At 33.0% G+C, this 17989-nt stretch carries 15 protein-coding genes and 2 pseudogenes; 9 read left to right on the top strand and 8 right to left on the bottom strand.

Features of this window, described 5'->3' with window-relative positions:
- Positions 1–295: 295 nt before the first annotated feature.
- The 5 genes from ACPWTF_RS09645 to ACPWTF_RS09625 form a co-directional block, all read right to left on the bottom strand.
- Entirely contained in the window at positions 296–1444 is a 1149-nt protein-coding gene (locus ACPWTF_RS09645) for a 5-(carboxyamino)imidazole ribonucleotide synthase (protein WP_427875283.1), read from the bottom strand.
- A gap of 176 nt (positions 1445–1620) precedes the next feature.
- Positions 1621–2172 (bottom strand): hypothetical protein, encoded by a 552-nt coding sequence (locus ACPWTF_RS09640; RefSeq protein WP_427875282.1) that lies wholly within the window; start codon positions 2170–2172, stop codon positions 1621–1623.
- 23 nt (positions 2173–2195) lie between these two features.
- Positions 2196–2597 carry a TonB-dependent receptor domain-containing protein gene (locus ACPWTF_RS09635; protein WP_427875281.1) on the bottom strand — a complete coding sequence of 134 codons (402 nt, stop codon included), beginning with the start codon at positions 2595–2597 and terminating at the stop codon, positions 2196–2198.
- Positions 2548–4299 (bottom strand): TonB-dependent receptor, encoded by a 1752-nt coding sequence (locus ACPWTF_RS09630; protein ID WP_427875280.1) that lies wholly within the window; start codon positions 4297–4299, stop codon positions 2548–2550. Before ACPWTF_RS09630 ends, ACPWTF_RS09635 begins: the two co-directional genes overlap by 50 nt.
- A 253-nt stretch (positions 4300–4552) precedes the next feature.
- Complete coding sequence (locus tag ACPWTF_RS09625; RefSeq protein ID WP_427875279.1) at positions 4553–5827, bottom strand: PQQ-dependent sugar dehydrogenase; 1275 nt, start codon at positions 5825–5827, stop codon at positions 4553–4555.
- A 186-nt stretch (positions 5828–6013) separates the two neighbouring features.
- Between ACPWTF_RS09625 and hpt the strand changes: the two genes are divergently transcribed.
- From hpt to obgE, 5 genes and pseudogenes are all read left to right on the top strand, one after another.
- The gene (hpt, locus tag ACPWTF_RS09620; protein ID WP_244165420.1) at positions 6014–6544 is read left to right on the top strand and encodes a hypoxanthine phosphoribosyltransferase; all 531 of its coding nucleotides are present in this window, start codon (positions 6014–6016) and stop codon (positions 6542–6544) included.
- A 66-nt stretch (positions 6545–6610) separates the two neighbouring features.
- On the top strand, positions 6611–7183 hold the full coding sequence (locus tag ACPWTF_RS09615) for an adenylate kinase (protein ID WP_427875278.1): 573 nt from the start codon (positions 6611–6613) through the stop codon (positions 7181–7183).
- A gap of 252 nt (positions 7184–7435) precedes the next feature.
- Positions 7436–7905: pseudogene (locus tag ACPWTF_RS09610) on the top strand (CNNM domain-containing protein); the annotation flags it as partial.
- 120 nt (positions 7906–8025) lie between these two features.
- Positions 8026–8658 carry a transporter associated domain-containing protein gene (locus tag ACPWTF_RS09605; RefSeq protein ID WP_427875748.1) on the top strand — a complete coding sequence of 211 codons (633 nt, stop codon included), beginning with the start codon at positions 8026–8028 and terminating at the stop codon, positions 8656–8658.
- 102 nt (positions 8659–8760) lie between these two features.
- Positions 8761–9763 (top strand): annotated as a pseudogene (obgE, locus tag ACPWTF_RS09600) (GTPase ObgE).
- A gap of 108 nt (positions 9764–9871) precedes the next feature.
- Here the strand turns inward: obgE and ACPWTF_RS09595 are convergent.
- The gene (locus ACPWTF_RS09595) at positions 9872–10402 is read right to left on the bottom strand and encodes an outer membrane beta-barrel protein (protein ID WP_427875277.1); all 531 of its coding nucleotides are present in this window, start codon (positions 10400–10402) and stop codon (positions 9872–9874) included.
- Between the two features lie 314 nt (positions 10403–10716).
- On the opposite strand from ACPWTF_RS09595, the gene ACPWTF_RS09590 reads away from it, so the two are divergent.
- A complete protein-coding gene (locus ACPWTF_RS09590; RefSeq protein ID WP_427875276.1) occupies positions 10717–12861 on the top strand; it encodes a S46 family peptidase in 2145 nt (714 codons plus the stop codon).
- Between the two features lie 62 nt (positions 12862–12923).
- Here ACPWTF_RS09590 and ACPWTF_RS09585 read toward each other — a convergent pair.
- Positions 12924–14191 (bottom strand): IS3 family transposase gene (locus ACPWTF_RS09585; RefSeq protein WP_427872856.1). Its coding sequence is split into 2 segments (ribosomal slippage): positions 12924–13852 and positions 13852–14191, totalling 1269 coding nucleotides; the frame shifts between segments, so codons are not numbered across the junction.
- Positions 14192–14417: 226 nt separating this feature from the next.
- Here ACPWTF_RS09585 and ACPWTF_RS09580 point away from each other — a divergent pair.
- Positions 14418–15773 (top strand): UDP-N-acetylmuramate--L-alanine ligase, encoded by a 1356-nt coding sequence (locus ACPWTF_RS09580; protein WP_427875275.1) that lies wholly within the window; start codon positions 14418–14420, stop codon positions 15771–15773.
- Positions 15774–15868: 95 nt separating this feature from the next.
- Here ACPWTF_RS09580 and ACPWTF_RS09575 read toward each other — a convergent pair whose 3' ends face one another.
- Entirely contained in the window at positions 15869–16501 is a 633-nt protein-coding gene (locus ACPWTF_RS09575; RefSeq protein ID WP_427875274.1) for a DUF1287 domain-containing protein, read from the bottom strand.
- Between the two features lie 106 nt (positions 16502–16607).
- Here ACPWTF_RS09575 and radC point away from each other — a divergent pair, with 106 nt between their 5' ends.
- Complete coding sequence (radC, locus tag ACPWTF_RS09570; protein WP_427875273.1) at positions 16608–17297, top strand: RadC family protein; 690 nt, start codon at positions 16608–16610, stop codon at positions 17295–17297.
- 3 nt (positions 17298–17300) lie between these two features.
- Complete coding sequence (locus ACPWTF_RS09565; RefSeq protein ID WP_379798833.1) at positions 17301–17987, top strand: YjjG family noncanonical pyrimidine nucleotidase; 687 nt, start codon at positions 17301–17303, stop codon at positions 17985–17987.
- Positions 17988–17989: the final 2 nt, after the last annotated feature.

The raw sequence follows: 17989 nt of genomic DNA, 5'->3' as shown, positions 1-17989 counted from the left end.
TCATTATTTTAAACTTTCCTACTTATAGGATTTTTTTAATCTGTTTTTGATTATGTTACCCAAAAAATAAATTACAAGTAAAATAATTGTAACTGTAATGAAATTTATAATCAAAAATTCTGGATAAAAATAGTCATTAACGTAACATTCCGCATCAACTCTTCTATATGCCTGAAATGGAAAACCTATAGAAAAACCTCTACCATGTTTAGTTATAGGTATAGTTATTAATTGTATTGCGAAATAAATTAAGATTGTTAATCCAGAGATTTTTAATGCTTTTTTCATTTCATTATTAAGCGCTAATCACTTTAATAGTTTCCTTCACTTCCTGTGCAATTCTCCTAGCTTCAGCCATATTTTCGTTTACGATTGTTACGTGACCCATTTTTCTAAAAGGACGAGTTTGTTTTTTACCGTAAATATGTGGTGTAACGCCGTCCCATGCTAAAATGGTTTCAATGTTTTCATAAATTACATTTCCAGAATGACCTTCGGCACCCACTAAATTTACCATAATTCCGGCAACTTTACTATCGGTATTTCCTAACGGAAGATCTAAAATAGCGCGTAAATGATTCTCGAATTGTGATGTATAACTGGCTTCAATAGAATAATGTCCAGAATTGTGTGGGCGAGGAGCAACTTCATTGACTAAAATTTCATCGTCCTGAGTTTGGAACATTTCAACAGCCAAAAGACCAACGTGATTGAAGTTCTCTGAAACTTTTAAGGCAACTGCTCTCGCTTTTTCGGCTACTTTATCATCGATTCTTGCTGGGCAGATTACATATTCAACTTGGTTTGCTTCTGGGTGAAATTCCATTTCTACAACTGGATACGTTTTCATTTCTCCTGACGGATTTCTGACCACAATAACTGCCAATTCATTTTTGAACGGAACCATAGTTTCTGCAATACATTCTACATTTGGAAGCGTATCTAAATCTGAAGCTTGACGAACTATTTTTACGCCATTTCCATCATAACCAAATTCAGTGCATTTCCATACAAATGGCAATTGCAAATCGTTGATTTTAAATTTTAGTTGATCTAAATTTTCGAATCTTTCAAATGGTGCAGTTGGGATATTATTTTTAGCATAAAAATCTTTTTGAACACCTTTATTCTGAATTCCTTTTAAAGTTTTTGGAGATGGATATACTTTTAGGCCTTCGTTTTCTAATTGCGTTAAAGCTTCAAGGTTTACCAATTCGATTTCGAAGGTCAAAACATCGACTTGTTTCCCGAAGTTGTAGACGGTTTCGTAATCCATTAAATCGCCTTGAAAGAATTTATTGCAGGCGATTTTACTAGGCGCTTCGTCGCTCGGATCTAGAACGTAAGTTTGTATATCAAATTTTCTGGTGTCAAACAAAAGCATTTTACCTAATTGTCCGCCGCCTAATATTCCCAATTTAAAATCAGAAGAAAAATAATTCATTTTGTGTTGTGTTTTTGCAAAGATACTTTTTAATCTTTTTTTAGCCAAAATTTCGTTGTATACAAGTTTTTTCCGCCACGAATTCACGAATTTTTTTTCCTTGCATTATGTATAAAAAAATAATTCGTGAATTGCTTCGCCTGTTCGCTATCGCTCGGGTCGTGGCTATTAAAAACTTATTTTATTTTCTTTAATACTTCTTTGGCTACGGCTTTGTAAGCGGCAGAATGATCTCCGAAATCTTTATCAATTATTACTTTTAATTCAGGATGAATCCAATCGTAATAATTTCCTAGAATATATAAAGTGCGAATGGAGTAGGCTTTTGTGGCCACTTTCGTGTCATTAATTAACCAATCGAAAGATGCTTCAATGCAATCTTGAAGATTTTCTTCAGAAAGTTTTATGCAGTTTTCGTTTTTCTTATAATGCGATTTAACTAAAAGTTGTGTCACTTTTGCAATGGGGCGCATGGAACTTTCGTCTTTTAAAACTTTCAAATTCGAACAGAAAAAATCAAGATGAGGCTGGAGCCAAAGCAATTCTTCGTACGAAACAAATTCTAAAATCCAGCAGGCTTTATGATTGTTTTTATCTTCGGGCGAAAAGCAAATTGAAACCAATTCACTAAAAAGCGTGGGGTTTTCTAGAACATCTTGAGCAGCTTTGAGACGGTTTTCTCTATATGCATTTACGTAATCCAGTTTTTTTTGCAATTCGGATAGCATTGTTTTTGGTATTTAATACAACGCTAAAATAAGTAATTTAATGAGATAATTCCGTAATAATTTATGGGTAATCCAGGATAATAAAATCTCGGTTGCGCATTTCCAACTCCTGTTGCATTGGTTAAAATCATAGAAGCATATTTTTCATTTGTTACATTATTGATTCCAGCGTCTAAACGTGCTTTTAAACCAGATAAAATTTCAAATTGATAACCGGTTTTTAAATTCAAAAGAGAATAAGAATCTGAAAAATTGGCATTTGAATCATTCATTGGGATTTTATCTGTGAACTGAAAATCGGCTGAAACATAAAACCCTGAATTGGTGTTTAGAATAAAACCAGCACTTGCTGTATTGGCGGGAACTCCAGTTAATTTATTTTCCTGAATAATCATTTCCGTTGTCGACAAATTCTTTGAATTCATAATTTCCGATAGATGTTCCGACATAAGAATTTAAATTAAAAGTTTGATTGATTGGCCAATTGTGGTTTAATGAAATTTCAATTCCTTCATGAAAAGTTTTTCCCGCATTTACGCCTTCGTATTGATCGTCGCCAATTCTTTTGGCAACTAATAAATCTTTAATTTCCATTCGGTAAATAGCGATTTCGGTATAGAGTTTTTTATTGAAGAAATGTAGTTTCCCTCCCAACTCAAAATTATAACCTGTTTCGGGTTTAATATTTTGATTGATGTTTCCTGTTGAGGTTAAAGTTTCTTCGGTTGCTGGAAGAGAAAATCCTCGGCTTACAGAAAAGTAAAAAGTTTGAATTTCATTTGGCTTAAATAGAAAAGAAAGTTGTGGCGAAAAAATCCCATCATAACTATATTTCTCCTTCGGATTATTCGCGGAAGCGGGAAAATCATTCTGCAATTCAAATTTGGTTTTGTTGTAATTTAATCCTGCCTGAATTTCAAATCGATCAGAAAGTAAAGTTCTAATTTGCGAAAAAACATTATAAAAATGTCTTTTTTGATCAGTTGCTGTAAGTTGATCGCCTTGCAAACTTCCGTTTCCGTTATTTTGCTGATAGAGATTTTCAAAAGTATTGCCGCTGTAATTATCTCTGAAATATTCCAACCCTGCAATAAATTGATTTTTGATTTTTCCGATTGTAAAATCACCAGAAAATTGTGTTCTTGCGCCTGAGGCAAAAGTATATTGGCGTAAAATATCAAAAGGTCGCGGTTCGTTGCTGTCTTTATAATTGATGAAAACCGAAGTGGAATTGTTGAGGTGATCGTTTATATGGAAATCATAAGCCAATCCGCCCAAAGTCGATTTGTATTCTTTAAAACCCTGTGAAGCAACCCAAGTTGGCGCGCCCGCCTGCGGATTATTTTCTAAAGTAGTTTTATTGATGGAACTCGGAATAAAAGCTTTCAAATAAGTATAATTAGAGAAGTATGTCAGTTTGCTGTTTTTCTTTCGGAATAATTCTCCCGAAAGTGTAATTCCTTCCCGATTGTAAGCGCTATTTTGGCGCCATCCGTCTGTTTTTAAATTATGATAACTAAGATTTAAAGACGAACTTTTTTCGTTCAAATCAAAACTGACTCTATTCTTCAATAATCCAAAAGAACCAAAAATAGAACTTATTTCAGTTTGATAATTGCCTTTTTTTAATGTTTGAGGCGAAATGAGAATCGCTCCGCCCAAACCTGCTCCATAAATACTCGAAAGTGGCCCTTTTATGACTTCAAGTTGATTGATGTTTTGAAGATCGATATCGTCAATTACCGTTTCGCTGTTTCCAGATGTCAACGGAATGCTTCCATAGAAAGCTCTAATTTTATTAGTTCCGTATGGAGTTCTAGCGCCAATTCCCCGAATTGAAATTCGGGTTGTCGTGATATTTGACGATTGCATAAAAACGCCAGGAATTGTATTAATGACATTGCTAATGTCTGTAGTGTTATTTCGAAGTAATTCTTTTTCGGATAAAATGCCAATCGATGAAGGACTATTCTGTAAATCACGATTAATATGAAGCGGACTTATTAAAACTTCGTTTAGTTTTTGAGTTTGGACAGAATCAATATTTTGGATTTCTCTTTCTTGTGCAATTAGATTTTGTAAAATCGAAAAAACAATAATTAGAAAATAGTACTTTTTTAAAAACATATATTTTATGTAGCAATTCTTGTGATTTGGAATTTTATCTGAACAGATTACTATTGGGATTTATTTTTAACACATAGAAACATAGCATTGATTGAGGCAAAAAAGGCGTTTCACTTATCAAAAATCACATAAAAAACTATGTGTGAAAACGAGTTTTCTTAATAACATCTTTTTAAACAAAAATCTATGTCTCTATGTGTTTAAATTTTTTTTATAGTTGGAATTTGGAATTTTTAGTTTGGAATTTAATTTTTTATTTCTTCGCCTTAACCTTCCAAATGGTATTACTACTGTCGTCATTTACCAAAAGCGATCCGTCATTCATCACGGTAACGGCAACAGGGCGTCCGTAAACTTCGGCTTTGTTTGCATCAGAAATAAAGCCAGTTAAAAAATCTTCTGGTTTTCCTGAAGGTTTTCCATCTTTAAAAGGAACAAACAACACTTTATAGCCAGAAATTTTAGAACGGTTCCAAGAACCATGCTGACCTACAAAAGCGCCGTTTTTATATTTTGCAGGAAAAGCATCTTTAGTATAAAAAGCCAATCCCAACGAAGCAGTATGCGAACCAACGGGAACATCTGGAACAATTGCTTTTTCGACTAAGTCTTTTCTTTCGCCTTTCATTCTCGGATCAGGAATATTTCCAAAATAAGAATAGGGCCATCCGTAGAAACCGTCTCTTTTTACACTTGTAATATAATCTGGAACTAGGTCGTCGCCCAACTCGTCGCGTTCGTTTACTGCAGTCCACAGTTCTTTGTTGGCAGGATTCCAGTCCATTCCAACTGGATTTCTAAGACCCGAGGCGAAGATTTTTTCTCCAGTTCCGTCAGGATTAATTTCTAAAATTGCTGCGCGACGCACTTCTTTGTCCATCCCGTTTTCGCCAACATTACTTCCGGAACCAACAGAAACGTAAATTTTGCTTCCGTCTGGACTTGCCAATAAATTTCTTGTCCAGTGATTGTTGTAGCCACCCGCAGGAAGTTCAAGAATTTTTTCTCCTTTAGTTTCCAATTTAAGCGGATTGTTTTTATATGGGTAACGGTATAATCCGTCGGTATTGGCAATGTAGAAAAAGTCTTTTAAGACTAGCATTCCGAAAGGTTTGTTTAGTCCAGAAATAAAAACTTCTCTAGTTTCAAATTTTCCGTCCTTATCTTTATCTCGTAAAACTGTAATCTGATTTTTACTATTGCGAGTTCCGCTTTCCACCACAAAAATATCTTGGTTTGGCGCAATGTAAGTCCAACGCGGATTCTCAAATCCGTCAGCAAATTTAGTTACGGTAAAGCCTTCAGGAGCTTTTGGAGTTTTGCCAGCGGGCCAGCCAATCACTTTACTATTGTTGCTTTTTGATTCGGTCGCATAGGGCGGAGGAAGCGTTATATCTCCAATGGCAGTTTTTACAACATTGCCCGGCTGTTTTGCCAAAGCTTCTTTTTCTTCTTTTTTTACTTGCCCATTGCAGGCAGTCATTAAGGCTAATAACGGGATTGAAAATAAGGTTAAGGATTTTTTCATTAGTTTTTTGGAGTTAAATAATTATAGTACAACAATTTACTTAAAATTCAGGTAGTCTCAAAGAATAATTTGTAAACATTAACTGATATTTAACATTCTTAAAAAATATCGCGATACACTCCATTTTGATAGAAGCAGTTAAGTTCTAATTCTTTATCTTTGTCCATTATTTTAAAATGAAAAATAATGATACAACTTCACGATAAACAATTTGTTCCGTTTATTTCGGCTAAAGAAATTGATTTTGCTTTAACTAAAATAGTGGCTCAGGTCGAAGATGATTTTGGAGATGATACGCCAATTTTTATTGGAGTTTTGAATGGCGCTTTTATGGTAGTGTCAGATTTTTTGAAAAAGTATAAAAAACCGTGCGAGGTTTCGTTTATCAAAATGGCATCGTATGAAGGAACTGAAACAACAAATTCGGTTAAAGAACTAATTGGAATTAACCAAGATTTGTCTGGAAGAACAGTAATTATTATTGAAGACATTATTGATACTGGAAACACAATTGAAGAATTAAAGCATTTGTTTAAAGCGCAGAATGTAAAGCATTTTAAAATTGCAACATTGTTTTTTAAACCAGAAGCTTATAAAAAAGATATAAAAATAGATTATATCGGAATTAGAATTCCGAACAAATTTATTGTAGGTTACGGTTTAGACTACGATGGTCTAGGAAGAAACCTAACTGAAGTTTACAAATTAGCAGAATAACAAAACACAACTATATATTCATTTAAAGACTTCTGAAAGACAGAGGTAACAACACTCATTTCAATTATGATTAACATCGTTTTATTTGGAAAGCCTGGTGCAGGAAAAGGAACTCAGGCAGAATTTTTAAAAGAAAAATACAATTTAACACACCTTTCAACTGGAGATATTTTTCGTTTTAATTTAAAAAATGATACTGAACTAGGAAAAAAAGCAAGAGTTTTTATGGACAATGGAGAATTGGTTCCTTGCGAAGTAACAACTGCAATGTTAATTGATGAGGTTAAAAAACATCCAGATACTGCAGGATTTTTGTTTGACGGTTATCCAAGAACAATCAATCAGGCAGAGGCTTTAGATAAATTTTTACCAACAATTGGATCAAGCGTAACAGCAACAATCGCTTTAGAAGCTGATGACGAAATTTTGGTAAAACGTTTACTTGAAAGAGGAAAAACAAGCGGAAGAGCTGATGATCAAGACGAAGAAAAAATTCGTGTAAGATATCAAGAATATAATGAGAAAACAGCTCCGCTTATTGGATATTACAAAGAACAAAATAAGTTTCATGCCGTAGATGGTATCGGAACTGTAGAACAAATTACAGAGCGCTTAACGTCAGTTATAGATAATTTGTAGAAAGCTTTTTTAAGCTGTACGTTACTCCCGATAATTATCGGGCTCAAAAAAACTATTTTTCTAACTCTAAAACGGGCTTTTCAAATGTTTTTGACAATCAAAGTTTTTGGGTTAGAAAAATTAGTTTTTTAATTGACAGCCTTAATAAATTGAATACAAATTACATTTAATGAGACCATTTTATAACGAATCCCCTATCAATTGGAAATACTAATTATATTTTTTCTAATTCTATTAAACGGAGTTTTCTCCATGTCTGAAATCGCATTGATTTCGGCCAGTAAAAACAGGCTGGAAACTGCTCGAAAAAAGGCAACAAAAGCGCTAAAACGGCACTCGATTTAGCCAATTCCCCGAATAAGTTTTTATCTACTGTACAAATCGGAATTACCTTAATCGGAATTTTGACGGGTATTTATTCTGGTGACAAAATCACTGCCGATGTAGAACTTTTTGTAGCAGGTTTTGCAGCTCTTAAACCTTATGCACATTCAATCGCAGTTGGAATTGTAGTAGTAGTTTTAACTTTTTTCTCATTGGTTTTGGGAGAATTACTTCCAAAACGAATCGGATTAAATTATCCAGAAGCTATTGCTAAAATGGTTGCAATGCCAATGAAAGTGATTTCGATTATTACTGCACCATTTATTTGGCTTTTAACTTCATCAACAGATTTTTTGCTGAATGTTTTTCAGATAAAACCAACTGCTGACGGAAAAGTTACAGAAGAAGAAATTAAAGCCATTATTAAAGAAGGTACAGAAGTAGGAGAGGTTCAAGAAATAGAGCAAGATATCGTGGAACGTGTTTTTCATATCGGAGATAGAAAAGTAAGTTCGTTAATGACACACAGAAAATCTGTTGATATGCTTCCACTAAAAGCAGACAGAGAAAAGATTAAAGAATTGGTAGTTCAAGATCTGCATACTGTTTATCCAGTTTATAATGATAATTACGATGATATTGTTGGAGTTGTGACGCTTAAAAATATTTTTGCTAACATCGAAAACGATAATTTTGATTTGTCAGCAATAGTTTCTGATGCACCTTATTTAATGGAGCAAACTACAGCATACAAAGCTTTAGAAAATTTCAAAAAAACAGGTGTTCATTACGCTTTAGTTTCAGATGAATATGGGGTTTTTCAAGGTTTAATTACTTTGAATGATATTCTGGAAGCTTTGGTTGGAGATGCATCTGAGTTTTATAAAGATGAATTCCAGCTTATAGAAAGAGAAGACGGTTCTTGGCTGGTTGATGGACATTATTCGTTACACGATTTCTTAACTTATTTCGAGTTAGACGAACTAACAAACGATTACGAAGTAAATACTGTAAGCGGAATGATCATGACTGAGCTTTCTCATATTCCAAAAGAAGGCGAAAAACTAGTTTGGCAGAAATTCGTCCTAGAGGTAATCGATATGGACGGTGTTAAGATTGATAAAGTGCTTGTGAGAGCATTGAAAGAGTAGAGAGAAAATTTGTTTCAGGTTTCATGTTTCAAGTTTCAGATTATGCATTACGCAACTTGAAACTTGAAACTTGAAACTTGAAACTTTACATAAACAAAGAAAATGACAGAAGGAAATTTTGTAGACTACGTTAAGATATATGTTTCTTCCGGAAAAGGAGGAAAAGGATCTACGCATTTACATAGAGAGAAATTTATTGAAAAAGGAGTGTCCCGACGGAGGAGATGGAGGCCGTGGAGGACATGTGTATTTAGTTGGAAATAAAGGACTCTGGACATTATTTCATTTAAAGTTTGCACGTCACATTAAAGCTGGTCACGGTGGAGATGGAGGTGGCGATCGTAGTACAGGTGCAGATGGAGAAGATAAAATCATTGAAGTGCCACTAGGAACTGTTGTAAAAGACAAAGAAACTGGAGAGACACTTTTTGAAATTACGGAACACGGAGAAAAACAGATTCTTGCAAGAGGAGGAAAGGGAGGTTTAGGAAACTGGCATTTTAGAAGTTCGACAAACCAAACACCTCGTTATGCACAGCCAGGTTTGCTTGGAATAGAAATGGATGTTATTCTAGAACTTAAAGTTTTGGCCGATGTTGGTTTAGTTGGTTTCCCAAATGCTGGAAAATCTACATTATTGTCTGTATTAACTTCAGCAAAACCAAAAATTGCAGATTATCCGTTTACGACTTTAAAACCTAATTTAGGAATCGTAGCTTACAGAGATTTTCAATCTTTTGTAATTGCCGATATTCCTGGAATTATTGAAGGTGCTGCCGAAGGAAAAGGTCTTGGTCATTATTTTTTGCGTCATATTGAGCGTAACTCAACATTATTATTTTTAATTCCAGTTGATACCGCTGATATCAAGGCAGAATATGATATTTTGGTGAATGAATTGACTAAATACAATCCCGAAATGTTAGATAAAGAACGTCTTGTTGTTATTTCAAAATGCGATATGTTGGATGACGAATTGAAAGCAGAGCTGAAAGCAGAATTAGATGTTTCGTTCAACGGAGTTCCTTATATGTTTATTTCGTCTGTTGCCCAGCAAGGTTTAACAGATTTGAAAGACAGACTTTGGAAAATGCTTAACGAGTAAAAGTATTTTACTAAAAATATAAAACCCGACAATATTATTTATTGTCGGGTTTTTACTTTTTGCACGAAAAAACAAAAAGTATTAAGATGGCTAAATCTTTACTTTTAATTATAATCGGAAGTTTTTAGAAATTCCGATGTTTAGAGTTTTTCCAAAGTTAAAACCAAAACGTTCTTGTCTTGGATTATTTTTTCCGTCAAGATTATCGTAATTGATTCCTCCAATAGAGAAATTTAAACCAAAACCATTTTTCATATTAATAAATAATCCTGGATCAAAACTTGCATACATTCCTTTTGCATTGTTTAGTGAAGTGTTTTGATATCCTGCACCTAAGTCTACATAAACAGAGAATAGTTCAGAAAGCGGAGTCGAGTAACGTACAAAACCACCAATTTTATATTTTTCTGTTTTGTCCATTCCTGTTGTTTTTACATTCATAATAGAACCTTCAACTCCAGCTGTCCATTTATCGGCAAATTGATACCCTACTTTAGGGGAGAATTCAAAATTCTCCAATTTAGAATCTCCAATTTTATCAGAAGAGAATCCAACATTTCCGCCTAATAGGATAGAGTTTTTTTGTGCACTTGCCATAGTTGTAAATAATATTACAACTGCTACTAATAATTTTTTCATTTTAATTTAATTTTTGTTTGGGTGGCAAATGTAGTAGAAAACAATTTGTAAGAAAAAATTTAAATTATAATTTTAATTTTGAAAGTTTATTTTTATAAATAATGGTTTTAATTAAAGTTTAAAATCATTTTATCTAATCTTTTTATTATTTTTTGTGAAGTAACTTTTAAAATTTAAAGGTTATTTTTGTTTTGCTAAAATTGTGAATTTCGCAAAATCACCTTTTTGTTTTGTTTATTATGTTTAGTTTATGATTGTTTGGCTTATTTTTTTTGCGAAAATGAGTTATATTCGCATCACTTAAACAAAATAACATGAAAAAAGTAATTTTATTCTTGACCATGTGCCTTATGGCTTTCCCAATGAGAGCCGATGAAGGAATGTGGTTTTTGATGTTTATCGAAAGATTGAACCATAGAGATATGGAAAAAATGGGCTTGCAATTGACAGCCGAAGAAATTTACAGTATCAACAATCATAGCTTAAAAGATGCGATTGTACAATTCAATGGAGGCTGTACAGCTGAAATCGTTTCAAACAGCGGATTGGTATTGACTAATCACCACTGTGGATATAGCGCGATTGCAGAACTTTCAACTGCAGAGCAAAATCATTTGAAAAATGGTTTTTGGGCAAAAAATCGTTCAGAAGAACTAAAGCCTAAATCTTTATACGTTCGTTTCTTTGTTCGTATGGATGATGTTTCAAAAAGAATCTTGTCTAAAGTAAATGATACTATGACAGAAACTGAAAGAAACAAAATCATTCAGCAAGAAATCGCTTTAATTGAAAAAGAAAACAGCGAAAACGGAAAATACACTGTTTCTGTTCGTCCTTTCTTTCAAGGAAATGAATATTACTATTTTGTTTATCAAGATTACACAGATGTACGTTTAGTTGGAACTCCTCCTGAAAGTGTTGGTAAATTTGGTGGAGATACAGACAACTGGGAATGGCCTCGTCAAACTGGAGATTTCTCTATGTTTAGAGTTTATGCAGATAAAGATGGAAATCCTGCAGCATATTCTAAAGACAATGTGCCATTGCAACCTAAACACCATTTGCCTGTCAGTTTAAAAGGAGTAAAAGAAAATGATTTTGCAATGATCTTAGGTTATCCAGGAAGAACAAACCGTTGGATGCCAGCTGGAGGAATTGAGCAAAACATTAAATATGCTTATCCTGCATGGGTTGAAGGTGCAAAAACCGGAATGGATGTAATGAAAAAGTATATGGATAAAGATGCAACTGTTCGCTTACAGTATGCTTCTAAATATGCTTCAACTGCAAACTACTGGAAAAACCGTCAAGGTATGATCGATGCTTTAACAAAAGCTGGAACGGTTGATACAAAAGCAGAACAAGAAGATAAATTCTACGAGTGGGCAAGTAAACCTGCAAACAAAGAGAAATACGAAAATGTAATTCCAACTATAAACGATTATTACAGAGAAACAAACTTAAAAGCACGTCACGATAATTATTTGATGCAACTTTTACGTACTTCTAGTTATGCAACTGAACCTGCTAATTTAGGAAATGCATTAATTGCTTACTATAAAGAAAATGATGCTAAGAAAGCAGAAATGCTTCCTAAAATCAATGCAATGGTTGAAAGTATCTATGGTGAGTTTAATGCTCCGTTAGAAAAAGATATTTTAGCTGCTCAATTGAATTTATACGCTTCAAAAGGTGCTGAATATGGTATTGCTTCAGAAATTGCAAAAATGAAAACAGCTAATAATGGTGACTTTACTGCAGATGTAGCAAAAGCAACTGAGATTAGTTATTTTACTAATAAAGAAAAAGTATTAGCATTTTTAGCTGATCCAAAACCATTAGCAATTGTGCACGATCCATTGTATATTATTTCTAATGATTTATTGACAAAATACCGTTCTAAAACAGACGATCAAGCAAAAGCAGATGATGGTTTTGCAACTGCTTACCGTAAATTGGTTGAAGGTTTAAGAGAATCTAAATTAAACGCAATTAAATATCCAGATGCAAACTCTACGTTGAGATTAACTTACGGAAAAGTTCGTGCTTTACCTGCAGATCCTCGTAACGATGCAAAAATTAATAACTATACTACAATGGAAAGTATGGTTAAAAAATACAAAGCAGGAGATCAGGAATTTGACTTGCCAGCTCGTTTATTAGAATTGAACAAGAAAAAAGATTTCGGACAGTATGCAGATAAAGCTGGTTATATGCCAGTAAACTTCTTAACTGATAATGATATTACTGGAGGAAATTCTGGTTCACCTGTTCTTAACGGAAAAGGAGAATTAATCGGAATTGCTTTTGACGGAAACATCGAAGCTATGGCTGGAGACGTAATTTTTGATTCTAAATTACAAAGAACTATCAACGTTGATATTCGTTACGTACTTTGGATTATTGACAAGTACGCTGGTGCTAAAAACATTATTGACGAATTGACGATTGCTAAATAATCTTTAGTTCTTTATATGAGTCGTCCTGAAAAAAGTTGACTCGATTAGTAATATAAAATTAGTTAAATCGGAACAGAATTACTTTTGTTCCGATTTATTTTTTTCCATGTTTTGAGTTTAATTTGATTTTGTAAATGTGCTTGATTTGGAGTTAGCATATTTATTGATAAATGCACTCTGATTTGATTGTAAAATAAAATGGATTGCTGGACTTGCTTTTTTAAGTTCTCAAAATCTTCAAAGATTTCCGATAATCCGAACTCCTCTTTTAAAATGCCATTTACTCTTTCTGCAATTGCATTTTCATATGGATCATAGTTTTGTGTCATACTTATAAGGATCTTACTTTGAGATAAATACTGAGTATACTCTTTGCTGCAATATTGAAGACCTCTATCGGAATGATGTATAAGATTTCTGTTGTATTTTCTATTGCTAACAGCCATCTTTAAAGCTTCTAATGTAGAACAAGCCATTAAATTATCCGATAAATTATAGCCTACAATCTTCTTTGAATAAGCATCAGTTATTAAATGAAGGTAGTACGTTTTTTCTTTTATTCTTAGATAAGTAATATCAGCAACCCAAACCTGCTCCGGCTCATTGAGCTTAATTTCTTTTATTAAATTGGGATATTTACGCATCCAATGCCTTGAATTTGTTGTTTTATAATATCTTCTAACTTTAGGAATCAATAAATATTCATCACGTAAAAAATCAAATAATTTATCTCTGCCAATCTTTATTTGATATCTTTTTAAATCATCTTTCAGCATATAATACAGTTTCCTGCCGCCAGTTTTTGGTAGTTTTTGACGAACCGACATTACCAAAGATTTGAGATATTCTTTGTCATGACCTAACTTTAATTGATGTGATGTTCGTTTGTAATAAGCCTGTTTACTATATCCAAACAATCGACATATTTCACAAGGACTAACCTTGTGCATACGATTTATTTCTTGGACTGCTTGGAACCAGACTTTTTTACAATCTCGATTTTTAGTTCGCGTTCGGCTATTTCTATAAACTTTTTAAAGACCAGTAATTCCTGCTCTTTCTTAGCTAATTGAGCTTCGAGTTCTTTGATGCGTTGAGATTGAGGATTTTTCATAGGACGTCCCAGTGTTAGTTTTTCCAGATATGTAAATTTACCATATTTTCTTAACCAACTATCAATACAGCTATGGCTTCTGATTTGATAGCGACGACGTAGATCTGCTTTACAAAATAATCCCAATTCAAATTCTTTTACAACCTGTTTTTTGACTGCCTCACTGTAAGTGCATATAGGCATAACTCTTTTAAATTCTTCTCTTGGTAATGACATAATTAGATTAATTATAGTCAACTTTTTTCAGGACGAGACAATATAAAATTAAACCCGACAAGTTTTAAAAGCTTGTCGGGTTTTTTGTTGTCTTCTAATTAATTTATCTTTAAAACCAAATGATGGAATCTATAATTCCTTATTTTTGAAGAATAATTACAGCGTTTTATTAGTTATTTGCTATTTCGATTAACCGATGAAACAGATTAACGATTAAACATTTTAAATGAAAACACATTTCATCGCCATTGGCGGAAGCGCAATGCACAATCTGGCATTAGCATTACATAATAAAGGATATCAAGTTACGGGAAGTGACGATGCTATTTTTGAACCTTCAAAATCAAGATTAGAGAAAAAAGGAATTCTTCCTGCAGAATTGGGCTGGTTTCCAGAAAAAATCACTTCAGATATTGATGCGATTATTTTAGGAATGCACGCAAAAGCGGATAATCCTGAATTATTAAAAGCGCAGGAATTAGGATTGAAAATCTATTCTTATCCTGAATTTTTATACGAGCAATCTAAAAATAAAACGCGTGTTGTAATTGGTGGTTCTCATGGTAAAACAACGATTACTTCGATGATTCTTCATGTAATGCATTATCATAATATTGCGGTTGATTATATGGTGGGAGCACAATTGGAAGGTTTTGACACCATGGTACATTTGACTGAAGAAAATGATTTTGTTGTTTTGGAAGGAGATGAATATTTATCTTCTCCAATTGACAGACGTCCGAAATTTCATTTATATCAGCCAAACATTGCTTTGATTTCTGGAATTGCTTGGGATCATATTAATGTTTTTCCAACGTATGAAAACTATGTCGAGCAGTTTGAGATCTTCATCGAAAAAATTACAAATGGTGGAATTTTAGTTTACAACGAAAATGATCCAGAAGTAAAACGCGTTTCTGAAGCAGCAACAAATCCGATTAGAAAAATCGCTTACTCAACTCCAGAATATGCTGTGAGTGATGGAGTGACTTTATTAAAAACTCCAGAGGGCGATATGCCGATTGAAGTTTTTGGTGCGCATAATTTAAATAACTTGGCAGGAGCAAAATGGATTTGCCAAAACATAGGTGTTGATGAAGCGGATTTCTACGAAGCAATTGCAAGCTTTAAAGGCGCTTCTAAGCGTTTAGAAAAAATTGCCGAAGGAAAAGGAAAAGTAGCTTATAAAGATTTTGCGCATTCGCCAAGTAAAGTGGCTGCGACAACAAAAGCGGTAAAAGAGCAATATCCAAATAGAACTTTAGTAGCTTGTTTAGAATTGCATACTTATAGCAGTTTAAATGCTGAGTTTTTAAAAGAGTACGAAGGTGCTTTAGAATATGCCGATGTTGCGGTTGTTTTCTATTCGCCAGATGCGGTGAAAATTAAGCAATTGGAAGAAGTAACTTATGAGCAAATAGCGACTGCATTCAATAGAAAAGATTTAATTATTTATACCAATCCAGCTGAGTTTAAAGAATACTTATTCAATTTAAATTTAGATAATTCTGCACTTTTATTAATGAGTTCAGGAAATTATGGAGGTTTGAATTTTGATGAAGTAAAAGAGTTGGTTAATTAGATAATTAGTCAATTAGGAAATTAGATAATGTGTCAATTGCTATACAATTGGCACATTTTTTTTTGATTTATCTAATTGATAAATTTTCTGATTTTCTAATTAGAAATTTCTTCGTATTTATAATGTCCTACAATTTTATATTTAAACAAACAATCTTCCAAAACTTGTCCGCCTCCTACATTATGAACTATTAAATTGCGTTTTCCATCAGCTGACTTTTTATTAGTTACAATACCAATGTGCGGAAGTTTATCGTTAATTGTCCAGGTTACTAATTCACCAGTTTTATAGTCTTTTGCATTTTGTGTAACGGGTAATTTTGTGCCTTTTCTTTCAAAAAACACCTCTAGATTCGGAACTCTTCTATGATCAATATTAGTATCTGTTTTTGTCATTCCCCATTTTTGAAGATTTGGATAGAGTGAAAAATTTTCGATCATATCTTCATGAACTTCTTTTTGCAAATCGATATTTAGAACTCGATATGAGCGTATTACGACATCTGTACAAACTCCCTTGTCTTTTGGAACATCGCCATTTGGATAATCAATTTTGAAGTAAGATGGGTCATAATCTATTGATGGATCAATTATTGAAATTGCTGCTTGTGATAATTTTTCGCCAAAAGTTTTAGGTTCGGTATAATTTGAAACAGCTACACTTTTGTTTTCTTTTTGTTGGCATGATAGAAAAAACAATAAAATAAAGCTGGAGATTAATGATTTCATTTTCAGATAATTTAGTTTTTAAAGATACTAAAATTTAAAAACGTCCGACATTAATTGAGAGATTTTTCTTCTTTTTTAAATATCTTCGCTTCTTAAAATTATAATTATGGAAGTGGGACATTTTGCTATTAAAAATTGGTCTGATGATGACAAACCTCGCGAAAAATTAATGCTCAAAGGAAAAGATGCTTTAAGTGATGCCGAATTATTAGCTATTCTAATTGGTTCTGGAAGTCGTAATGAATCTGCGGTTGCTTTATGTAAGCGTATTTTAGCGGTTGCCAAAAATCTAACTGCCTTAGGTAAAATGACTATTTCTCAGTTGATGCAATTTAAAGGCATAGGTGAAGCAAAAGCCGTTTCAATTGTATCGGCTTTAGAATTGGGTAGGAGACAAAGAATAGAAGATGTTTTAAAATTAAAAAAAATAACTTCTAGTAAAGCTGTTTTTGATATTATGCAGCCCATTATCGGAGAACTTCCGCATGAAGAATTTTGGGTACTTTTTCTTAATAATTCAAATAAAGTGATTTATAAATCGCAATTAAGTAAAGGAGGTATTGCTGGGACAGTTGTAGATATACGATTGGTTTTTAAATTAGCGCTAGAAAATGGCGCTACAGCCTTGATTTTGTGTCATAATCATCCTTCAGGTGGTTTGGATCCGAGTAATGCCGACAAACAAATTACCAAGAAAATTAAAACTGCTGGAGAAATATTAGATGTTAAAGTTTTAGATCATGTTATTATAACTGAATCAAAATATTATAGTTTTGTAGATGAAGGAATTTTTTAATACATGAACACCAATATTACCGACATCTTTTTTGATTTAGATCATACGCTTTGGGATTTTGATAAAAATTCAGAAATGGCTTTTGATCGAATTTTCAAAACTAAGTATCAAGAAATCGTTACTCAAGATTTTATTAAAGAATATATTCCGATCAATCAAGAATGTTGGAGATTGTATCAGAATGATAAAATTACACATCAGGAGCTTCGTTATAATCGTTTGAAGTTTTCATTTGATGCTTTGAATTATGTAATTTCAGAAGAGAATATTTTGGAAATTGCCAATGACTATATCGAGTTTCTTACCGACAACAATTATCTTTTTGATGGGGCAATTGAAGTTTTGGAATATTTAAAGCCTAAGTACAAACTTCATATTATAACAAACGGATTTGCTCATGTTCAGGAGAAGAAAATTAATAATGCTTCACTTGGCGGATATTTCAGTACCATTACAAATTCGGAATTAGCTGGAGTTAAAAAGCCAAATAGTATTATATTTGACTATGCATTAAAATTAGCCAATACATCTAAAGAAAGCAGTATCATGATCGGAGATGATTTTGAGGCTGATGTAAATGGTGCTTTAAATGCTGGTATAGATGCTATTTTCTTTAATGAAAAGCGAGTAGACGTTTCCGAAAATTATAAACAAATTAACCATTTATTAGAACTAAAAAAATATTTATAATG

This window comes from Flavobacterium sp. MMS24-S5 (assembly GCF_050320125.1).
Classification (GTDB): domain Bacteria; phylum Bacteroidota; class Bacteroidia; order Flavobacteriales; family Flavobacteriaceae; genus Flavobacterium; species Flavobacterium tyrosinilyticum.
Note: the sequence above shows the minus strand (reverse complement) of the source record. Positions and strands in the feature narration are given on the sequence as shown.